Source organism: Stenotrophomonas sp. STEN013, from assembly GCF_056760355.1.
In genome coordinates this window covers 114,768-134,979 of the sequence record NZ_JBRREO010000003.1, presented here as the reverse complement: position 1 = coordinate 134,979, position 20,212 = coordinate 114,768, and the positions used below count along the sequence as shown (strand labels likewise).

At 65.1% G+C, this 20,212-nt stretch carries 16 protein-coding genes and 2 pseudogenes; 13 read left to right on the top strand and 5 right to left on the bottom strand.

Features of this window, described 5'->3' with window-relative positions:
- Positions 1 to 72: 72 nt before the first annotated feature.
- Both lolA and ACVOMH_RS08455 read right to left on the bottom strand, forming a co-directional pair.
- Complete coding sequence (lolA, locus tag ACVOMH_RS08460) at positions 73 to 711, bottom strand: outer membrane lipoprotein periplasmic chaperone LolA (protein WP_481551652.1); 639 nt, start codon at positions 709 to 711, stop codon at positions 73 to 75.
- Positions 712 to 803: 92 nt separating this feature from the next.
- Positions 804 to 3,164: a DNA translocase FtsK gene (locus tag ACVOMH_RS08455; protein ID WP_481551651.1), complete on the bottom strand. Its 2,361-nt coding sequence runs from the start codon at positions 3,162 to 3,164 to the stop codon at positions 804 to 806.
- Positions 3,165 to 3,451: 287 nt separating this feature from the next.
- Between ACVOMH_RS08455 and trxB the strand changes: the two genes are divergently transcribed.
- The 5 genes from trxB (at position 3,452) to infA (ending at position 7,526) form a co-directional block, all read left to right on the top strand.
- Positions 3,452 to 4,420 (top strand): thioredoxin-disulfide reductase, encoded by a 969-nt coding sequence (trxB, locus tag ACVOMH_RS08450; RefSeq protein ID WP_481551650.1) that lies wholly within the window; start codon positions 3,452 to 3,454, stop codon positions 4,418 to 4,420.
- Between the two features lie 22 nt (positions 4,421 to 4,442).
- On the top strand, positions 4,443 to 5,336 hold the full coding sequence (locus ACVOMH_RS08445) for a metallophosphoesterase (protein ID WP_481551649.1): 894 nt from the start codon (positions 4,443 to 4,445) through the stop codon (positions 5,334 to 5,336).
- Positions 5,333 to 6,475, top strand: coding sequence for a GNAT family N-acetyltransferase (locus tag ACVOMH_RS08440; protein ID WP_481551648.1), 1,143 nt, complete (start codon positions 5,333 to 5,335; stop codon positions 6,473 to 6,475). Before ACVOMH_RS08445 ends, ACVOMH_RS08440 begins: the two co-directional genes overlap by 4 nt.
- Positions 6,472 to 7,221 (top strand): leucyl/phenylalanyl-tRNA--protein transferase, encoded by a 750-nt coding sequence (aat, locus tag ACVOMH_RS08435; RefSeq protein ID WP_481551647.1) that lies wholly within the window; start codon positions 6,472 to 6,474, stop codon positions 7,219 to 7,221. The genes ACVOMH_RS08440 and aat overlap by 4 nt, the downstream gene beginning before the upstream one ends.
- A gap of 86 nt (positions 7,222 to 7,307) precedes the next feature.
- Positions 7,308 to 7,526, top strand: coding sequence for a translation initiation factor IF-1 (gene infA, locus ACVOMH_RS08430; protein WP_005409596.1), 219 nt, complete (start codon positions 7,308 to 7,310; stop codon positions 7,524 to 7,526).
- Positions 7,527 to 7,668: 142 nt separating this feature from the next.
- On the opposite strand, the gene clpA is transcribed toward infA, so the two are convergent.
- On the bottom strand, positions 7,669 to 9,948 hold the full coding sequence (clpA, locus tag ACVOMH_RS08425) for an ATP-dependent Clp protease ATP-binding subunit ClpA (RefSeq protein ID WP_481551646.1): 2,280 nt from the start codon (positions 9,946 to 9,948) through the stop codon (positions 7,669 to 7,671).
- A 292-nt stretch (positions 9,949 to 10,240) separates the two neighbouring features.
- Between clpA and ACVOMH_RS08420 the strand changes: the two genes are divergently transcribed.
- Positions 10,241 to 10,417: an aminoglycoside phosphotransferase family protein gene (locus ACVOMH_RS08420; protein ID WP_481551822.1), complete on the top strand. Its 177-nt coding sequence runs from the start codon at positions 10,241 to 10,243 to the stop codon at positions 10,415 to 10,417.
- A gap of 136 nt (positions 10,418 to 10,553) precedes the next feature.
- Positions 10,554 to 10,808 (top strand): annotated as a pseudogene (locus tag ACVOMH_RS08415) (aminoglycoside phosphotransferase family protein); the annotation flags it as partial.
- 60 nt (positions 10,809 to 10,868) lie between these two features.
- Here ACVOMH_RS08415 and clpS read toward each other — a convergent pair.
- Positions 10,869 to 11,189 (bottom strand): ATP-dependent Clp protease adapter ClpS, encoded by a 321-nt coding sequence (gene clpS / locus ACVOMH_RS08410; RefSeq protein WP_054657010.1) that lies wholly within the window; start codon positions 11,187 to 11,189, stop codon positions 10,869 to 10,871.
- Between the two features lie 93 nt (positions 11,190 to 11,282).
- On the opposite strand from clpS, the gene ACVOMH_RS08405 reads away from it, so the two are divergent.
- The 5 genes from ACVOMH_RS08405 (at position 11,283) to ACVOMH_RS08385 (ending at position 15,286) form a co-directional block, all read left to right on the top strand.
- Positions 11,283 to 11,759, top strand: a complete 477-nt coding sequence (locus ACVOMH_RS08405; RefSeq protein WP_481551645.1) for a hypothetical protein — start codon at positions 11,283 to 11,285, stop codon at positions 11,757 to 11,759.
- Positions 11,760 to 11,761: 2 nt separating this feature from the next.
- Entirely contained in the window at positions 11,762 to 12,223 is a 462-nt protein-coding gene (locus tag ACVOMH_RS08400) for an NUDIX hydrolase (RefSeq protein ID WP_481551644.1), read from the top strand.
- Positions 12,220 to 13,341 carry a tRNA 2-thiouridine(34) synthase MnmA gene (mnmA, locus tag ACVOMH_RS08395; protein ID WP_481551643.1) on the top strand — a complete coding sequence of 374 codons (1,122 nt, stop codon included), beginning with the start codon at positions 12,220 to 12,222 and terminating at the stop codon, positions 13,339 to 13,341. The genes ACVOMH_RS08400 and mnmA overlap by 4 nt, the downstream gene beginning before the upstream one ends.
- A gap of 9 nt (positions 13,342 to 13,350) precedes the next feature.
- Positions 13,351 to 13,965, top strand: a complete 615-nt coding sequence (gene hflD, locus ACVOMH_RS08390; protein WP_481551642.1) for a high frequency lysogenization protein HflD — start codon at positions 13,351 to 13,353, stop codon at positions 13,963 to 13,965.
- 130 nt (positions 13,966 to 14,095) lie between these two features.
- On the top strand, positions 14,096 to 15,286 hold the full coding sequence (locus tag ACVOMH_RS08385; protein ID WP_054656999.1) for a methyl-accepting chemotaxis protein: 1,191 nt from the start codon (positions 14,096 to 14,098) through the stop codon (positions 15,284 to 15,286).
- 497 nt (positions 15,287 to 15,783) lie between these two features.
- Here the strand turns inward: ACVOMH_RS08385 and ACVOMH_RS08380 are convergent.
- A pseudogene (locus ACVOMH_RS08380) lies at positions 15,784 to 17,910 on the bottom strand (putative bifunctional diguanylate cyclase/phosphodiesterase); the annotation flags it as partial.
- A gap of 298 nt (positions 17,911 to 18,208) precedes the next feature.
- Here ACVOMH_RS08380 and ACVOMH_RS08375 point away from each other — a divergent pair.
- Positions 18,209 to 20,209, top strand: a complete 2,001-nt coding sequence (locus ACVOMH_RS08375) for a PAS domain-containing sensor histidine kinase (RefSeq protein ID WP_481551641.1) — start codon at positions 18,209 to 18,211, stop codon at positions 20,207 to 20,209.
- The last annotated feature ends 3 nt before the right edge of the window (positions 20,210 to 20,212 follow it).

Sequence of the window (20,212 nt, the reverse complement as noted above, 5' to 3'; positions counted from 1 at the left end):
TCAATGAAGATATTTCGGGATCTGGCCACGCCCGCATTCTAGCAGCGTGGCTCACTCGTCCCTGCCGGCGGATCAACGCTCGCCAACGACGTCCACGCCCTTGGCGGGCACAAAGCGGAAGGTGCCGGCGGCAAAGCCCGGGTTCTTCTTCCAGCCACTGAAATCAATGACGGTGCGCTGGCCCACGGCATCGACCACCTCCATTCGCGAAAGTCCACCCTGGGCAAAACCCAGCGCCGCGTACTGGAAGCTGGCATCGGTCTCGCGCTTGGGGGTCAGCGACAGCCACTGCATTCCATCACGCGCCGCGGCCTCCTCGCCGACATCGTACTGGCGCTCCAGCAATGCCGGGTTGATCAGGGCGGTGAGCGGACTGCTCTGCTCCTCGGAGCCCTGCTCGCGCACCGTGGCCTGTTCCAGGTCAGGCTCATACACCCACACTTTTGCGCCGTCAGCGACGATCAGCTGCGGATGCGGGCGGGTGTATTCCCAGCGGAACAGCCGCGGCGCCGACAGCGCCACGCGGCCACTGGAGGATTCCTTCAGTTTGCCGCGCGAGTCGAACACCTGCTGCGAGAACTGCCCATCCAGGCCACGCAGACCGCTGGTGAAGGACTTCAGGTCGTCACGGGCACCGGCATGGGCATCTGCCGCGAGGCCAGCGCAGGCCACGGCAACGGCGAGAACGGAGTGGCGCAGGAATGCAGTCATGGCAGCGGCAGTCGGGAAGGTGTGGGTGAGGCAGAGTCTGCCTCTTGGGAACTGAATGGGCGGCAATCGGGAACTGAACACCGCCCTTCTCATCACTTCGGCGGCGGCGGTGCCAACACGGTGCGATCACCGTTGTGCTCGGGCGAGCTCACCACCCCGGCCGCTTCCATGGCCTCGATCAGGCGCGCGGCGCGGTTGTAGCCGATCTTCAACCGGCGCTGTACACCGGAGATCGATGCACGGCGGGTTTCGGTCACGATGCGCAGCGCCTCGTCGTACAAGGGGTCGGACTCGTCACCGCCGCCACTGCTCTCCGGCAGACCAGTGGCGCCGACCACGGTACCGTCGCCCATCATCTGCACCTCATCCAGCACGCCGGAAATGTAGTCGGTCGGGCCGCTGGCCTTCAGATGCTCGACCACGCGATGCACCTCCTCGTCGGAGACGAAGGCACCGTGCACGCGATCCGGCAGCGCGGTGCCGGGCGGCAGATACAGCATGTCGCCGTTGCCCAGCAGCGCCTCGGCGCCGGACTGGTCCAGGATGGTGCGCGAATCGATCTTGGAGCTGACCTGGAAAGCGATACGGGTCGGGATATTGGCCTTGATCAGGCCGGTGATCACGTCCACCGATGGCCGCTGCGTGGCCAGGATCAGATGGATGCCGGCCGCACGCGCCTTCTGCGCCAGCCGCGCGATCAGCTCTTCGACCTTCTTGCCGACGATCATCATCATGTCGGCGAATTCGTCGATGAAGATGACAATGAACGGCAGCGGCTCCAGCGGACGCGGCGCCTCGCCCATTTCCGGGTTCGGTTTGAACAGCGGGTCCATCAGCGGCTGGCCGGCCTCGATGGCGTCCTTCACCTTCTTGTTGAAGCCGGCCAGGTTGCGCACGCCGACCGCGCTCATCAGCTTGTAGCGGCGCTCCATCTCGGCCACACACCAGCGCAGGCCGTTGCCGGCCTCCTTCATGTCGGTGACCACCGGCGCCAGCAGGTGCGGGATGCCCTGATAGACGCTCAGCTCCAGCATCTTCGGGTCGATCATCAGCATGCGCAGGTCTTTCGGGCTGGCCTTGTACAGCAGGCTCAACACCATCGCGTTGACCGCCACCGACTTGCCCGAACCGGTGGTGCCGGCCACCAGCAGGTGCGGCATGCGCGCCAGGTCGGCCACCGTCGGGCGGCCGGCGATGTCCTTGCCCAGCGCCAGGGTCAGCACGCTGGCGGATTTGTCGTATTCCTTGGAGCGCAGCAGCTCGGACAGGAAGATCATCTCGCGGCTGACGTTGGGAATTTCCAAGCCGATCACCGACTTGCCCGGGATCACGTCGACCACGCGCACCGATTTGACCGACAGGCCGCGGGCGATGTCCTTGTCCAGCGAGCTGATCTGGCTGACCTTCACGCCCGGGGCGGGTTCGATCTCGAAACGGGTGATCACCGGCCCCGGATAGGCGCCTACCACCACCGCATCGATGCGGAAATCCTTGAGCTTGAACTCGATCTGCCGCGACAGGGTTTCCAGGGTCTCCTCGGAATAGCCCTTGGCCTGCGGCTTGGGATCATCCAGCAGCGCCAGCGGCGGCAGGTCCGACCCATCGCCATTGACGCCCTGGAACATCGGAATCTGGGTCTCACGCTTGGCGCGATCGCTCTTCTCGATCACCGGCGCCGGACGCGGCTCGATCTTCACCGGCTCGCGCTTGGCGCGCACCTCGGCATCGACTTTGCGGACCTCTTCGCGCTCCTCGCGCAGGGCCCGGGTCTGCTGCCACTCGCTGGCCTGCTCCTTCTTCTTGTCCAGCAAAGGCCCCAACGCCAGCACGCCCTTGCCGATCTTTTCCATCACCGCGAACCACGACAGCCCGGTGGCCAGCGTGATCGAGGTCAGCAGCAGCACCAGCAGGAACAGATTGCTGCCAACCGGGCCAAAGCCGCTTTCCAGCGACTTGCCGACCAGCACGCCGAGACCACCGCCGGCGCGGGCGACATCCCCCGGCGGCAGACGCAGGTACAGGAAGCCGGTGGCACCGATCAGGAAGCCGACGATACCGACCAGCCGCAGCGCCGGCCCCAGGTCGTCCTGGACGCGTTCCTCGCGCTTGAGCCCGAACATCGCGATCCACGCCACCGCAGCCAGCATCAGTGGCAGCAGATAGGCCACGTAGCCGAACAGCTGGCGCATGACATCGGCGATCCACGCGCCGACCTTGCCGCCCATGTTGTGCACCGGCGCCACGACCGAACCGGATTGCGACCAGCCCGGATCACTGGGGGAGTAGGTGAACAGACTGGCCAGCAGATACAGCAGGGCCGGCGCGATGGCGATCAGCGCCAGATCACGCCACAACTTCTGCCGGCGCGGATTGTCTGGCACCGCAGCCGCCGACTTGCGCGCACTGGCGCCCGCGCTGGAGCTCTTGTCACGTTCCGGGACCTGTTTCGCCACCTTTGACCAGACCTTAAAAATGCACGGTTAGTGATTGATATTAAACGACTGACCGCCGGGTTTCATCCGCTTTCGTCACCCACCGTCTTGCCCCGGAGCCGCCAATGCCATAGAGCCGCCGGATACACACGGCGGTAAGCTGCCGAATCCGGAAACGCCTTCTGACGGGCCGCCCAGTTCCATTCACGCGCCTTGATTCACCCCGGTCGGACCGCCACTCTATGGCTTGCCCGGATGGTCGCGGAACTCCCCGATCATGCCGCCAATCCTGACTTTCGCGAGTATACATGAGCACTTCCAGCCTCCCGACCAAGCACACCCGCCTGTTGATTCTGGGCTCCGGCCCCGCCGGCTGGACCGCCGCCGTCTATGCCGCCCGCGCCAATCTCAAGCCGCTGGTCGTCACCGGCCTGCAGCAGGGCGGCCAGCTGATGACCACCACCGAAGTGGACAACTGGCCAGGTGACGCGCACGGGCTGATGGGTCCGGACCTGATGGCGCGCATGCAGGCCCATGCAGAGCGTTTCGACACCGAAGTGGTGTTCGACCATATCCATACCGCCGACCTGTCCCGGCGCCCATTCACCCTGACCGGCGACAGCGCCCAGTACACCTGCGACGCGCTGATCATCGCTACCGGCGCCACCGCCAAGTACCTGGGCATTCCGTCGGAAGAGACCTTCAAGGGGCGCGGCGTGTCGGCCTGCGCCACCTGTGACGGGTTCTTCTACAAGGACCAGGACGTGGTCGTGGTCGGCGGCGGCAACACTGCCGTGGAAGAGGCGCTGTACCTGTCCAACATCGCCCGCAAGGTCTACCTGGTCCACCGCCGCGACACGCTGAAGGCGGAAAAGATCATGCAGGACAAGCTGTTCGCCAAGGTCGCCGCCGGCAAGATCGAGACCGTCTGGCACCACCAGGTGGACGAGGTGCTGGGCAACGAGATGGGCGTGACCGGCGTCCGCGTGAAGTCCACGCTCGACGGCAGCACCCGCGACATTGATGCCCACGGCTTCTTCGTCGCCATCGGCCATCACCCCAACACCAGCCTGTTCGACGGCCAGCTGGCGATGAACAACGGCTATCTGGAAATCCGCTCGGGCCTGGGCGGCAACGCCACCATGACCTCGGTGGAAGGCGTCTTTGCCGCGGGCGACGTGGCCGACCAGCACTACCGCCAGGCGATCACCTCGGCCGGCTTCGGCTGCATGGCCGCGCTGGATGCAGAGCGCTTCCTGGACGCGCAGGACGCCTGAGGCCCGTTCCCGGCAGCCCGGCATGGACAAGGTGATGCTCAAACAGCTGCTGTTCCACGGCAGCTGGCTGGTGTTCCCGGCCATCGTCTGGCTGCTGTGGCGTTGGCGCGGCGGCGGCCAGCGCGCCGTGCTGGTGGTCCTGCTGCTGGGCTGCGGTGCATTCACCTGGGCGCGGTTCATCGAGCCGCAGCTGATCCTGGTCGACCACACCGAGCTGCGCGGCACCGGTGCGGATACGCGGATTGCCCTGCTCAGCGACACCCACCTAGGGGTCTACAAGGACCGGGCTTTCCTGCAGCGGGTGGTCCAGCGCGTGAATACGCTGGATGTCGACGCGGTGGTCATCGCCGGCGACCTGACTTACGAATCGCGCCCTGGACAGTTGCACGGACTGTTTGCCCCGTTGGCGCAAATGCGGGTGCCCACGTATGTGGTGCTGGGCAACCACGACCAGCAGCCGCCGGGCCGGGATCTCGACAAACCCTTGCGTGAAGCACTGCTGGCACACGGCATGCGCATCATCGAAGGCCGCGTCATCACCGATACGCGCGGCGTGCACTGGGCCGGGCTTGGCGACCAGTGGGCCGGCAAGGATGATCCCGGCTTCCTTCGTCAGCCTGGCCCGCACCGCGGCCGCACGATCCTGATCGCCCACAACCCGGACAGCGCCATGCAGTTGCGCCCCGGGGATGCGACGCTGGTGCTGGCCGGGCATACCCATGGCGGCCAGATCCGCATTCCATGGCTGTATCGCAACGTCATCCCCAGCGCCCACGGCTTTGATCGTGGCGAGCAGGTGATGCAGACCGGCCATGGCACGGTGCGCGTATTCACCACGCGTGGCGTCGGCGAGATCGGCCTGCCGCTGCGCCTGTTCAATCCGCCAACGATTGATGTGTTGCAGCTGCGGCCATGAACACCCCCCTCGAGCTGCACGCCCTGCTCTCGCTGGCCGACATCCCGGCCGAGCAATGGAACAGCCTGCATGACGGCAGTAATCCTTTCGTCAGCCACGCCTTTCTCGCAGGACTGGAGCAACACGGCTGCCTGCGCCCGGAATGGGGCTGGCAACCGCAGCACCTGACGCTTTGGCGCGACGGAGACCTGGTCGGCGCCGTTCCCGGCTACCTGAAGTACAACTCGCATGGCGAGTTCGTATTCGACCATGCCTGGGCCAACGCCTACGCACGCAGCGGGCTGGACTACTTCCCCAAGTGGCTGGGCGGCGTGCCCTACTCGCCCGTCACCGGACCGCGCCTGCTCGCACGCAATGACGATGACCGCCGCGCCCTGCTTCAGCGCGTGATCAAGCACGTCACGGCAGCGCAGCTCTCCTCGGCACATATCAACTTCCACCTGCCTGCAGAGATGTCACTGTTTGGCCAAGACTGGCTGGCACGGCGCGATGTGCAGTTCCAGTGGCGGCGCCAGCCCGGCTGGCACGGATTTGACGACTTCCTGGCGGCGATGGATCACAAGCACCGCAAGAACATCCGCCAGGAACGCAACAAGGTGGCACGGGCGGGAATCACCTTCGTGGTCCGCCACGGCGATGAAGCCAGCGCCGCCGAGCTGCAGGCGATGCACCGCTTCTACCTGCAGACCTTTGCCGAATACGGCAACGCGCCGGCGCTGACGTTGCCGTTCCTGCACCACCTGGCCGAGCACCTGCCGCGCCAGCTGGTGCTGTTCCTGGCCATCCGCGACGGGGCGCCGGTTGCCGGCGCCCTGTGCCTGCGCGGCGGGCAGACCCTTTACGGACGCTACTGGGGTGGCGCCCCGCTGCCCGGTCTGCACTTCGAGACCTGCTACTACCAGGGCATCGAGTACTGCCTGCGCGAAGGCTTGCAGCACTTCGAACCGGGCGCCCAGGGCGAGCACAAACTGGCGCGTGGCTTCCTGCCGACCGAAGTGCACAGCCGACACTGGATCGCCCACCCCAGGTTCCGCGAGGCGCTGCGCGACTGGTGCCTGCGGGAGCATGAGGACGTGACCCGCTATGCAGAGGCACTGCGGCACCACGGCCCCTTCAGATCCACGGAAGATGCCGGATGAGCCGCTACCCCCCCTACCTGCTGGGCGAGGCGAGCGACTCACCGTTCCCGCCCGCCGAACTGGCGCTGCGCGAACCCGACGGCCTGCTTGCTGTCGGCGGCGACCTGTCCCCCGTGCGCCTGCTCAACGCCTATGCCGGCGGAATCTTCCCCTGGTTTTCCCATGGCCAGCCGCTGTTGTGGTGGTCACCCGACCCCCGCATGGTGTTCCATACCAAGCAGCTCCACCTGTCCTCGCGTTTCCGTCGCAGCCTGCGCGCGTCGCCATGGCAGATCCGGGCGGATACAGCCTTCCCGGAGGTGATGCTTGCCTGCGCGCAGGCGCCTCGCCCCGGCCAGGATGGCACGTGGATCACCCCGGACATGCATCACGCCTATGTCGCGCTGCATCAACTCGGCCATGCGCATTCGGTCGAGGTGTACGAGGCCGAGGAGTTGGTCGGCGGCATCTATGGGGTGGCCATCGGCCGCATGTTCTTCGGTGAAAGCATGTTCAGCGCACGCAGCGGCGGATCGAAGGTGGCATTGGCAGCGCTGGCGGCGACGCTGGCCCGCTGGGGCTGGCCGCTGATCGACGCCCAGGTGGAAAACCCCCACCTGGTAAGGATGAGGGCGACGCATCTGGGGCGGGCAGAGTTCCTCCAGCACGTGCGCCGTCTGGCGCATGAACCGGGCAAGATCGGCTCGTGGGCGCCATATTTCGGCGACATTCCGGCCTCGACGCTGGCCCGCCCTGCCGCCCCTTAACGCAAACTTTGCATGATTCGGCGCGACGGCGTAAAATGCCCGCCCTTAGGCCCGCAAAGGCCGTCCGCAGAACCGCACAGGACTACATGTCGAAAGACGACTCCATTGAGTTCGAAGGCACCGTCAGCGAGACGTTGCCCAACACCACTTTCCGCGTTCGCCTGGAAAATGGGCATGAGATCATTGCCCACATCTCCGGCCGCATGCGCAAGAACTACATCCGCATCCTGACCGGCGATCGCGTCAAGGTCGAGATGACGCCATACGACCTGACCAAGGGCCGTATCACCTACCGCATGAAGTAAGGCGGTAGGCCGGGCGTATGCCTGAAAAGCCAGCCTTGCGCTGGCTTTTTGCGTTGCTTTTCGCCGCTTGCCCACAGCGCTCCGGATACAACAGCGGCGGCCGTAGCCGCCGCTGTTCAAACCCGAAAAGAGGCGCCGGACGTTACACCGTGGCCGGCAGCAGATGTTCGGGTTCGGCCTCGGTTTGCACCACCAGCTCGCCGTCGCGAACGTCGATGCTGACCTTGCCACCGCCAACCAGCTTGCCGAACAGCAGCTCGTCCGCCAACGGACGCTTGATCCTGTCCTGGATCACCCGGTTCATCGGACGCGCCCCCATTTCCGGATCGAATCCGTGTTGCGCCAGCCAGTCGCGGGCCGCCGGGGTCGCCGACAGCGACACATGCTTGTCCTGCAACAGCATCTCCAGCTCGATCAGGAACTTGTCCACCACCCGCAGGATGTGCTCGAAGCCCAGCGGCTGGAACTGCACCACCGCGTCCAGGCGATTGCGGAACTCCGGGGTGAAGCTCTTGCGGATCACCTCCATCGCATCGGTCGCGTGATCCTGCTTGGTGAAACCGATCGAGCGGCGGGAGGCCTGTGCCGCACCGGCGTTGGTGGTCATCACAAGGATCACATTCTTGAAGTTGGCTTCACGACCGTTGGTGTCGGTAAGAATGCCGCGATCCATGACCTGCAGCAGGATGTTGAAGATGTCCGGGTGGGCTTTTTCCACCTCATCCAGCAGCAGCACGCAATGCGGGGTCTTCACGATCTTCTCCGTGAGCAGCCCGCCCTGGTCGAAGCCAACGTAACCCGGAGGCGCGCCGATCAGGCGGCTGACCGAGTGCGGCTCCATGTACTCGGACATGTCAAAGCGCACCAGCTCGATCCCCAGCTGCAACGCCAGCTGACGGGTGACCTCGGTCTTGCCCACGCCGGTCGGGCCGGCAAACAGGAAGTTGCCGATCGGTTTGTCCGGATTGCCCAGCCCGGAGCGCGACAGTTTGATCGCCGAGGCGAGGCTGTCGATGGCCGGATCCTGGCCGAAGATCACCATCTTCAGATTGCGCTCAAGGTGCTTGAGCACATCCTTGTCGGTGGCGTTGACCTGCTTGGCCGGAATGCGTGCCATCTTGGCGATGATCGCTTCGATCTCCTCGGTATCGATACGCTGTTTACGCTGATCTTCCGGCAGCAACCGCTGCCGCGCACCCGCCTCGTCGATGACGTCGATGGCTTTGTCGGGCAACAGACGGTCGCCGATGTGCTTGACCGAAAGATCCACCGCGGCCTGCAGCGCATCATCGGCATAGGTCACGCTGTGGTGCGCCTCGTATTTGGGACGCAGCCCCTTGAGGATTTCATACGCCTCGCCCACGGTCGGCTCGACGATGTCGATCTTCTGGAAACGCCGCGCCAGCGCACGGTCCTTCTCGAAGATGCCGCGGTATTCCTGGAACGTGGTCGAGCCGATGCACCGCAGCTCGCCCGAGGCCAGTACGGGCTTGATCAGATTGGAGGCGTCCATGGTGCCGCCCGAGGCCGAGCCGGCGCCGATGATCGTGTGGATCTCATCGATGAACAGCACCGCGTCGGGAATCTTCTTCAACGCGCTGATCACGCCCTTGAGCCGTTTCTCGAAGTCACCGCGATACTTGGTGCCGGCCACCAGCGCGCCAAGGTCAAGCGAGTAGATCACCGCATTGGCCAGCACCTCCGGCACCTCGCCATCGACGATGCGCTTGGCCAATCCCTCGGCGATGGCGGTCTTGCCCACGCCGGCCTCTCCGACGTACAGCGGATTGTTCTTGCGGCGACGGCACAGCACCTGGATGGTCCGCTCGATCTCGTCGCGCCGCCCGACCAGCGGATCGATCCGCCCGGCACGGGCCAGCTCATTGAGGTTGCTGGCATAGTCGGTCAGCGCGTCGCCCTTGGATTCGGCGTCGCCCCCCTCGCTCCGTCCCTCGCCCTCGATCGAAGAGGAGGAATCGTCCTCCTCACCCATTTTTGCAACGCCATGGGACAGGTAGTTGACGATATCCAGCCGGGTGACGTCCTGCTGGTTGAGATAGTAGACCGCGTGCGAATCCTTCTCACCGAAGATCGCCACCAGCACATTGGCGCCGGTGACCTCCTTCTTGCCGGAGGACTGCACGTGGTAGACCGCACGCTGCAACACCCGCTGGAAACCCAAGGTCGGCTGGGTGTCACGCCCATCGTCATCGGCCAGCCGCGACACGGAGGTTTCCACCGCCTGCTCCAACTCCTGGTGCAGGCGGTCCAGATCCGCTCCGCATGCCTTCAGCACGGCTTGAGCCGACGGATTTTCCAACAAGGCGAGCAGCAGGTGCTCGACCGTCATGAATTCGTGACGAGCCTCGCGAGCGCGCTTGTAGCACTGACCAATCGTCTGCTCGAGGTCTTTACTGAACATTGGGAACTCCGAATCCGGTTGGAGACAATATGCGGCCTGACAGCGGAATTTTCATCACCCTACCGGATGGCCGTGTTTAAGCGGCGTTAGCATGAAACCCCTCTGCTGGAATGACTGATGGGCAGCCACCATCTGCAACGCTGGCAGCTGCGCTCCGTTGGAGCGCAAATTGTCACGCGCGGCGCGCGCATGCTGCCGTTACTGACGCAAACAGGCACGCCCGCCATGCGGAAACAGCCGCTCTCCTGCAGCAGTACCGCCGGCCGCGGCCACCCTCGGGCTCTATGCCGCGATACGCCTGCTGGCCAGTGACGGCGCGACGATGCTGCTGGAACACATCGTTCCCGGGAAGTCGCTGCGCGATCTTCCGGTGGAGGGCGCAGATCGGGACGCCACGGTGATCCTGTGCGATGTCGCCGCACAGCTGCATCGCCGTAGCGGCACACCGCCGGCACTGACTCCACTGTGACACTGATTCAGCGCCCTGCGGCATCCTCGCGTATCGCAGCATGGGCTGCTGTGGCAGTGCTTGCCCGTGCCGTCCAGCTTCTTGCGCAACCGGGGAACCCGATCGCACTTCAGGGCGACCTTCATCATGAAATGCCCTGGATGGCGGGGCCCGCGGCTGGCTGGCGATTGACCCCAAGGGCCTGCTCGGGGAGCCCGGCTTCGACTACGCCCCGCTGTTCCTGAACCCGGATCTGTGTGTCGCAGGGCTGCGATTTGCCACCTATGAGCGGAATTCCAATGAGCGGAATTCCAACGCACGGCTGATCCAGGTCAGCCACGACTCCGGCATCGCGCAACAACGATTGCCGCAGTGGATTGCGGTCTACGCGGCCCTGTCTGCCTGCTGGCTCATCGAAGATGGCCAGGACGCCTCCATCAGCCTTTCCACCGCTCTAGCCCGCGAAGCAGCCTCAGGCCTGCTCCATCGTGCACAGCAGTGGATGCTGGTTCATACGGGAGAACTCGTTGACCTGGGCGACCTTGGTTTCGGCTACTTCGCGGGTGTACACCCCGCAGATGCCGCGGCCACGGGTATGGACATGCAGCATCACCTGGGTGGCCTGGTCCAGGCTCATCGAGAAAAAGTTCTGCAACACCACCACCACGAAGTCCATCGGGGTGTAGTCGTCATTGAGCAGCATCACCTGATACTGCGGCGGCGGGGCGATCTGCGGCTTTCCCGGCGCAACCAGTACGCCGTGCTCGCTCTCGTGTTGGGTCTTCTGGGACATCGCCAGATTATAGCTTTTCACCCTTCCCGATTGGACGGCGCCCCCCCTGCCCCCGCACAATTTGCAGGTCATCCACATTCCTGCAGGGGAAGCATGAAGCAGATCGTATTGGCCGCCGCACTGGCTGGCGTCTTGACCGGCACTTGCGGCGCGGCGTTCGCCGCCGGGCCGGACCGCGCCGTGGGCCGCCTGCTCGACGGGCTGGAATACAAGTATGAAATCGACGAAGACGGCGATTACAAACTGGTATTCGACATGGAAAACGACCGCAGTCAGCTGGTGTTCGTGCGCTCCTCGGTGGAAACCTATGGCAGCCACCACATCCGTGAAATCTGGTCGCCGGGCTACAAGTCGCCGGGACCACAGTTCCCGGCGCTGATCGGCAACCGCCTGCTGGAAGACTCCAACGAATCCAAGCTCGGCGCCTGGGTCAAGCAGGGGGACATGGCCATGTTCGTCGTCAAGATCGATGCCGACGCCTCGGCCGAAGTGCTCAGCGACGCCATCGATGCGGCCTGCAAGAGCGCTGATGCAATTGAACTGGAACTGACGTCCAAGGACGAGTACTGAGCGTGAACGCATTGCAGTCCCAGCGATGGGCGCCACATGTCACCGTGGCCACCGTGGTCTCCCGCGCAGGGCAACTGCTGCTGGTGGAAGAGGAAAAACAGGGTCGCCGGCTGCTGAACCAGCCGGCCGGCCACTTGGAACCGGGCGAAAGCCTGCTGGACGCGGCGGTGCGCGAAACCCGCGAAGAAACCGGCTGGGACGTGCGGCTGACCGCCTTCATCGGTACCTACCAGTGGCAGGCCGATGACGGCACGCCCTTCCTGCGGTTCGCCTTTGCCGCCGAACCGCTCCACCATCACGCCGCACAGGCGCTGGATGCCGGAATCATCCAGGCCTTGTGGCTGCCACCGGAAGCCATCCAGGCCGAGATGGAACGGCTGCGCAGCCCGCTGGTCTGGCGCACGGTCGCCGACTGGCTGGCCGGGCAACGCCACCCCCTGTCGCTGCTGAGGCAGATCCCATGAGCACACCGGATATTGTCGTAGGCGTCTCCGGCGGCGTGGATTCCTCGGTCGCGGCGCTGATGCTGGTACAGCAGGGGCTTCCGGTCGCGGGGCTGTTCATGCAGAACTGGGCCGACGACGGCAGCGGCCACTGCCGGGCTGAAGACGATCGACGCGATGCGGTCGCCGTCTGCGGACGGCTGGGTATCCCGTTCCATTTCCGCGACTTCTCCAGCGAATACTGGGAAGGGGTGTTCGAGCACTTCCTGGCCGAATACGCGGCCGGTCGGACGCCCAACCCGGACGTACTGTGCAACCGGGAGGTGAAGTTCAAGCACTTCCTGGCGGCGGCCCGCGACCTCGGCGCCGAGCGGATCGCCACCGGCCATTACGCACAGGTGGACCAGCACCGTGGGCGCTGGCGCCTGCTGCGCGGCGCCGACCGCGGCAAGGATCAAAGCTACTTCCTGCACCAGCTGGGGCAGGAACAACTGGCGGCCACCCTGTTCCCGATCGGCCACCTGGAAAAGAGCCAGCTGCGTCGCATCGCCCGCGATGCCGGGTTGCAGACCCATGCCAAAAAGGACTCCACGGGCATCTGCTTCATCGGTGAACGCGATTTCCGCGAGTTCCTGGGCCAGTATCTGCCCGCGCGGCGCGGCGAGATCCGCGATCCCGACGACCAGGTCATCGCCACCCATCCCGGCGTTTTCTATTTCACCCTGGGCCAGCGCGAAGGGCTGAATATCGGCGGCGTGCGCGGCCGGCCGGCTGCCCCCTGGTTCGTGGTCGGCAAGGACGTGGCACGCAACATCCTGTACGTCGACCAGGGGCACGACAGTGCCTATCTGCAGTCGAACTGGCTGCGCAGCGAACCGATGCACTGGATTTCAGGGGCGCCTCCGGCGACGGAATTCGAATGCACCGCACAGACCCGCTATCGGCAGCCGGACGAGCCGTGTACCGTGCGGGTGCGTGACGACGGCACGTTGGATGTGCATTTCGCAGGCCCGCAACGGGCGGTGACCCCCGGACAGTCACTGGTGCTCTATGACGGCATGGAATGTCTGGGCGGGGCGGTGATCGCCGCCACCAATGCACCGCTGGAGCGCCGTCTGGGCGCGCCACCTTCCCCTTGAGAGGTAACCATGAGTTTTTCGTTTGACGACCGCGTACTGGCGCTGGCCGGCATTGCCCAGGCCCTGCAGCAGGTCCGCCGTATCGCCGAAACCGGCCATTCCGAAGCGGCCATCGTGCGCACGGCGATGGACAGTGTCATGCGGCTCGATGCGCCCGACCCTGCTGCGGTGTATGGCAGCGCCAGGCAGGTGGAGCCTGGCCTGCGCCTGTTGCGCGACTATTTCCGCAACCAGGGAAAGGACGAATTGTTGCCGCGCCTGGCGTTGTCGGTGATGCAGCTGGAGCGCCGCTTCGTACGTGAGGCCTCGACCGTGGACAAGGTGCAGGCGGGGGTGCGCCGGGCCGCGGTGCGGGCGCAGGAGCTCGGCGAAAGCAACCACCCCGACGTGCTCTTGGCCATGGGCGAGCTGTACAAGGACACGATCAGCCAGCTCAAGCCCAAGATCATGGTCCAGGGCAATCCGCACTATCTCAACCAGGCCCCCGTGGTCTCGGAAATCCGCGCGCTGCTGCTGGCCGCCGTGCGCTCGGCGGTACTGTGGCGGCAACTGGGAGGCAACTACTGGGACTTCCTGATTTCGCGCAAGACCATGGTCGAGGCGATCGAACGCCGCCTGCGCTGAGACGTGCGCCGTATGCGCCGCACCACGCCACCGCCTACGGCCATCACAAAACGTTCCGGGAGTCCGTTGCAGGCCTAAAGCCCCCCGGCCTGCGGCCGATACTGCATTCGTGACTCTCCCGAGAACGTCCATGTATTCACGTATTGCAATCCGCCTGGCCGCCCCGCTGGCCTTGACCTTCCTGCTCCCGCTTGCTGCCGCCCTGGCGTGGCCGTCAGCAGCCGTGTGGGCGATCCTGACCACAATGGTGCTGAGCTGGCTGGTGTTTGCGTACTGGACTGTGCACGCACAGGCCCAGCGCTCCCCCGAACATGCCAAGGTGCTGAAGGAACAGGACCAGCTGCTCAATGAACTGCGCAGCTTCGTCAGCAACGAGATCGATGGCTCACGCAGCGAGATCGAACGCGCCCGCGAACTGATCCGTCAGGCGGTCGCCGGACTCGGTGGCAGTTTCGATTCGATGAGCCGCAAATCCCGGCAGCAGAGCCAGGCCCTGGCCCGTGTGGTCGACCGCGCCGGCGATGAAGGCGGCGGTGGCGTCGACGTGGCCCGCTTCGCCCAGCATGCCAGCCAGCAGATGGAACAGCTGGTTGAAGCGCTGGAACAGGTCAGCGGCCAGAGCAGCAACACCGTGCAGCACATCGACCAGATGGCACAGCACCTGGATGGCATCTTCGCACTGCTGGAAGACGTCAAATCCATCGCCGACCAGACCAACCTGCTGGCGCTGAACGCGGCGATCGAGGCGGCACGTGCCGGCGAGGCCGGACGCGGCTTTGCGGTGGTCGCTGACGAGGTGCGCAACCTGTCCGAGCGCTCCACCACCTTCAACGAGCAGATCCGCAAGCTGGCCCACAGCTCCAAGGACGCCATCGCCAAGGTGCGCGAGACCGTCTCGCACATGGCCTCGCGCGACATGGACCGCTCCCGCGAAGCGCGCCATGAGGCCGCGGCGATGCTGGAGAACGTGGCCGCCATCAATGCATCGCTGGGCGATGGCATGCGCGAGATCTCCGACTGCGGCCGTGCCATCGACAGCAGTGTTGCCGAAGCCGTGCGCGCCCTGCAGTTCGAGGACATCGCCACCCAGGCCTTGGGTGGCGCCCACACGCATCTGGACCGCCTAGGTGCCATCAACCGCGAAGCCCTGGCCCTGCAGGAGCTGCTGCACCGGAACGGCGGGGTCTTCGACGATGAGCTGGTAACCGCCCTGCAGCGCACCGGCAGCCGCCTGCGCGAGATGCGCAACGAATGGGAGCGCCCGCCGCACAAGCCCGTGAGCCAGCAGAGCATGGGCGCAGGAACGGTCGAACTGTTCTGATACCCCCTTGGTTGATGGAAAAGCCCCGGCATGTCCGGGGCTTTTCTTTTTGCAATCAGGCATATGCCTTGGACTGCAAACGGCTGCTACGGCAACGCATAAAGGCAGCGGACAGCCGCCGCGCCGGAGCACATCGAATGCCGCAGGCATGGTCGAAGGTGGCGCCACTGCGGGCGGGTAAGGCAGCGGAAGCAACGGCGTATCGGGTGCCTGTCATCTTCATGACGCTGCGCCCGGTCATACCCCGGCGAAGCGGATAGATCGCCGGCGTCCGCCCGGTCCCGGCACATCCCTGCGCTGGCGTGGCGCGCAATGGCAGGTTCTGGCGGCGACCCAACACTCGCGCCCGGTTCAAACCGGTCGCGCTGCTTGCAGGCCAAAGCGCCCGGAGATGCGCAAACAGCACAAGGGCGCATCAGGTGCGCCCTTGTGCTGGAACTGTTTGATCTGGAGGATTCGCCGGCCTGCCCGGCCCGACCCTGCGCCGCGTGAGCGCCCTACACCCTGGCCTTGAGCCATTGCGCCATCTGGCGCGGCGGCAGCGGCCGCGAGAACAGGTAGCCCTGCATCTCATCGCAGCCCTGGGCACGCAGCATCAACTCTTCCTGTACCGTCTCCACGCCTTCGGCGACCACCTGCATGCCCAGCGCGTGGCCCAGCTGCACGATTGCCTGGGTGACTTCGGCCGTCCCGGCATCGTGCAGCATTTCCTGGACGAAACTGCGGTCGATTTTCAGACGCTGCACGGGAAACCGGTTGAGGTAGTGCAGATTCGAGAAACCGGTACCGAAGTCATCCACCGCCAGCGGTACGCCATTGGTTTCGAATATCTCGAAGCATTGGCGCAGCGCATCCGTGTCGCGGATCAGCGCCGACTCGGTGAGCTCCAGCTCAAGTTGATGCGGCGGCCAGTTGTGGCGGCGACAGGTCTGGATCACACGCTCGGCGAAGCCCCGCTCACGCAGCTGCACCGCGGAAATATTCACGGCGATACGCTCAAACGCCAGCCCGGCCTGTCGCCAGACAGCGGCCTGCCGGCAGGCTTCGTCCAGCACCCATTCGCCGATCTGGTTGATTTCACCGCATTTCTCGGCGATCGGAATGAACTCGGCCGGTCCGCAGACCCCGATCCGGGGATGCTCCCAGCGCACCAGCGCCTCGATTGAAGGAGGCTGCGAGGAATCGGCGTGTACCAGCGGCTGGTAGACCAGCGAGAACTCCTCGCGATCCACCGCACCGTGCAGCGCGTGCTCGACCTCAAGGCGGCGCTGGGTACGCGCCAGCGCATCCTGGCTGTAGTACTGGTAGGTGTTGCGTCCGGCGCTCTTGGCGGCGTACATCGCCGCATCGGCGGCGCGCAACAGGGTGTCGAAATCCTGACGTGTTTCGTCCATCAGCGCGATGCCAACGCTCGCGCCGACCTTCAGCGCGCTGTCGCCGCGATACAGCGGCTCGGCAAGCGAAGCGATCAGCTTGCGGGCGACCAGCCCGGCATCCTCGGGCTGACTGAGATTGCGCAGGATCACGATGAACTCATCGCCACTGAAGCGCGCGAACAGATCCGCATTGCTGAGGTTCTGGTGGAAGCGTGCGGCGGCCGCCTTGAGCAAGCTGTCGCCGGTGGCGTGACCGAAAGTGTCGTTGATGGCCTTGAAGCCATCCAGGTCGATGAACAGCATCGCCAGCGTCGCGCCGCGCTTACGCGCCTCCTCCATCGCCTCGATCGCCTGCTCGCGCAGCAGCATCCTGTTGGGGAGTCCGGTCAGCAGGTCGTAGTGCGCCAGGAGCTCGATGCGCTCATTGGCCTCTCGCTCGCGGGTGATGTCGCGGAACAACACCACAAACCGCTCGGGCAAGCCTTCGCGCTGGTCCAGTTCGACAAGCACCTGCACCCACACCCGCTGGCCCGAATGCCGGTAGAAACACAGTTCCAACTGCTCGGGAAGACCCCCCGCAGCAATGCGATCCAGGGCCGCACAGAAGCTGTCCTGCGAATCCTGCGTATACAGGGACAGCGCCTGATCCAGGCTGATCTGCTCCTTGCGCAAGCCGTGGATGCGGTAGCACTCCTCGGTCCACAGCATGCTGCGGCTGCCCACCTCGATCTCGCAGGCGCCGATCCGGCCCAGTGCGGAAACGCGATTGAGCAGCTCGGTCCGCCAGCGGATCAGCGCATCGGTCTGCCGCTGTGCGGAGACATTGTGGATCTGGCCGATCACCCGCTGGACGCTGCCATTTGGATCCAGATGCGGCTGCATCCAGACACGCAACTGCAAGGTGAGGCCATCGCCAGCACGGTGACTCATATCGAAGGTGTATTCGTTGCCCTCCCGCTGAACCCGGCGCCAGGCGGAGAGCACCTGCCTGCGCCCTCCCCGGCCCAGCACCCGCATCCAGCGGCGATCTGCCGGCAACGAACCCGCCTGCAGCGTAGTGACGGCATAGAACGCATCAGACCAGCGCATGCAGCCGCCAGCCTCGTTTTCCCAGACCCAACCGCCCATCCCGGCGGCCCGCTGGGCCTGTTTCAGCTGGGCCCGCTGAATCTCCAGCTCCGTCTCAAGCACCCGTTGGCGCTGGCTGCTGCCGCAGGCGCCGGTCATGCCCATTGCAACCCTGTCGACATGCGGCAAGTCGGCGGCCGTGCCCAGGTGGTGCTTCAACAGACTGAAAATCGCACCCTGATCCACGCCGTACCGCTCCACTCTTTGTTGGAATTAATCGAATAACGGCCGGCACGCCGGAAAATTGAGCAGCCCGTCGCGTCCACTTTTGGCAAGCAGGTAAGATGGAGACCGACTTTCCGTCCCCGACCCATCAGGAACAATGGAGACAGGCCAGCCCCCGCTTCCGCCTTCGCCGTCTTACGCTGGCTTGCTGTTGAAGAAGTTGACGACGAATTTTTACCCAGGTGTCGCCCTCTTGCTGCTGATCGGGCTGGCCGGTTGCGTTGCTCCCTGGCTGACGGTCGCGTTGTCCATACCCGCGGCAGCCATCACAACTGTGATCTGCGTCACCCTCCTTTTCGCCTGCGCGCTGGTGCTGACCCGCAGGTGGCAGCGCTGCCAGGCGCAGCTGGCGTACGAGCAGGAGCGGCTGGCACATGAATTGACGGAGTACCGGCAGCGTTTCGAATGCAACGCCGGCGCGATGCTGGTCTATGACTTGGCCACCTGGACGATCCGTGATGCCAATCCCGCGGCCGAAGCGCTGCTGGGCTGGAGCCGCCAGGAGCTCGGCGGGATGACGATCGGGCAGCTGATTCCGCCAGGTTCGGAAGAACTGCTGCGTCGCCATATGGCCCGCATTGTCGCCCGGCCTGACAGTGAGCAGCACCTGTCGACCAACCTGCAGCGACGCGACGGCAGCATTCATCCGGCGGAACTGTGGGGAAGCCGCCTCACCCTCGACGGGCGCGCGGCGCGGCTGGTCAACATGATTGATCGCAGTGCCGAGGTCGCCACCCGGCGGCAACTCGATACCGCCCTGAACCGGATGCGCGAGGTCCAATCCATCGCACGCATCGGCGCACTGGAGATCGATCCGGTCAAGGCACAGATCCGCCTGTCGGATGAAGCGTGCCTGCTGCTGGCGCGGCGTCCGGGCCCCTCACCGACATGGCAACCGATCGGCGATGCGTTCCGGATCGGTGAAAACGACGCAAGCGAGCTGTTGCAGAGCATTGACGCCATCGTCAAAGGCAGCGCGGCCCAGCTGGACCTGCTGTTGCGTGTGCGGGCGATGGACGGACGCTTACTGACCATCCACCTGCGCGCGCGCCTGGCCCCGGTTCAAACCGGGGCGGCGCCGGGCGTGATCCATGGAACCTTGCAGGATGTCAGCGAGCGCGAGCATTCGCGCCAGCTGCTGAAGGAGCGCGAGGAGCAGTTCCGCGAGCTGGTGCGCGTCCTTCCTGACGGCGTCGTGATCCTTTCCGAGGACCAGGTGCTGTACATCAACCCGCTCGGCGCCGCGCAATTCGGCTACGCCGCCGAGCAGATGCTCGGCACCCCGCTGCAGTCGCTCGTCACCGGCGATGACCTTGCCCGGGTACGCGACTATCTGAATCTGCCACGCCGGTATCTTGACCGCCTGCCGCCGCTGATTCCCAGCATGCAGCGCCAGGATGGCAGCCACTTCCTGGCAGCCTTGTCAGTGGGAGACGTACGCTACGGCGGACGCGACTGCCGACTGCTGGTCATCCGCGACCTCACCGAACTGGAGTCCCACCGCGCCGCGCTGGAAACCAGCAACCGGGAACTGCAGGCGCTGGCCGGACGCCTGTTTTCGGTGCAGGAGGACGAGCGCAGGGCTATTTCGCGCGACCTGCACGACGATATCGGCCAGTCCATCACCGCGATCAAACTCGCCGCGCATGCCGCGATGCACGAGCTGGATGCCACGCGCCGCAATGAAGATATCGGCCAGATCATCGAGCTGGTCGACAGCACCGTGACCCGGCTGCGCAACCTGTCGATGCTGCTTCGCCCCCCGCAACTTGACGCGCTGGGCCTGCAGGCCGCGGTGCGCTGGCAGGCAGGGCAGCTTTTCCGGGCCTCGCCGGTGGAGCTGCAGATGGAGATCGGCGAATTGTCCCAGCGCCCGGACAATGCGATCGAGCAGGCCTGCTTCCGCATCGCGCAGGAAAGCCTGACCAATGCCTTGCGTCATGCGCAGGCAAGTCAGGTCCAGCTGCGATTGAACGAGGCCGACAACGGCCAGCTGCATCTGCGGGTTATCGATGATGGCGAGGGTTTCGATCCCGACGGTCCGCGCGGCCTGGGCCTGATCGTGATGCGCGAGCGCGCGCAGAGCGCCGGCGGCAAGCTGGAGATCATCACCGCACCGGGCGAAGGCACGTGCATCGACCTGTACCTCCCCATCCGCGCATCGCAACCGCTCGAAGCGGCAGCTGGACTCTGAACC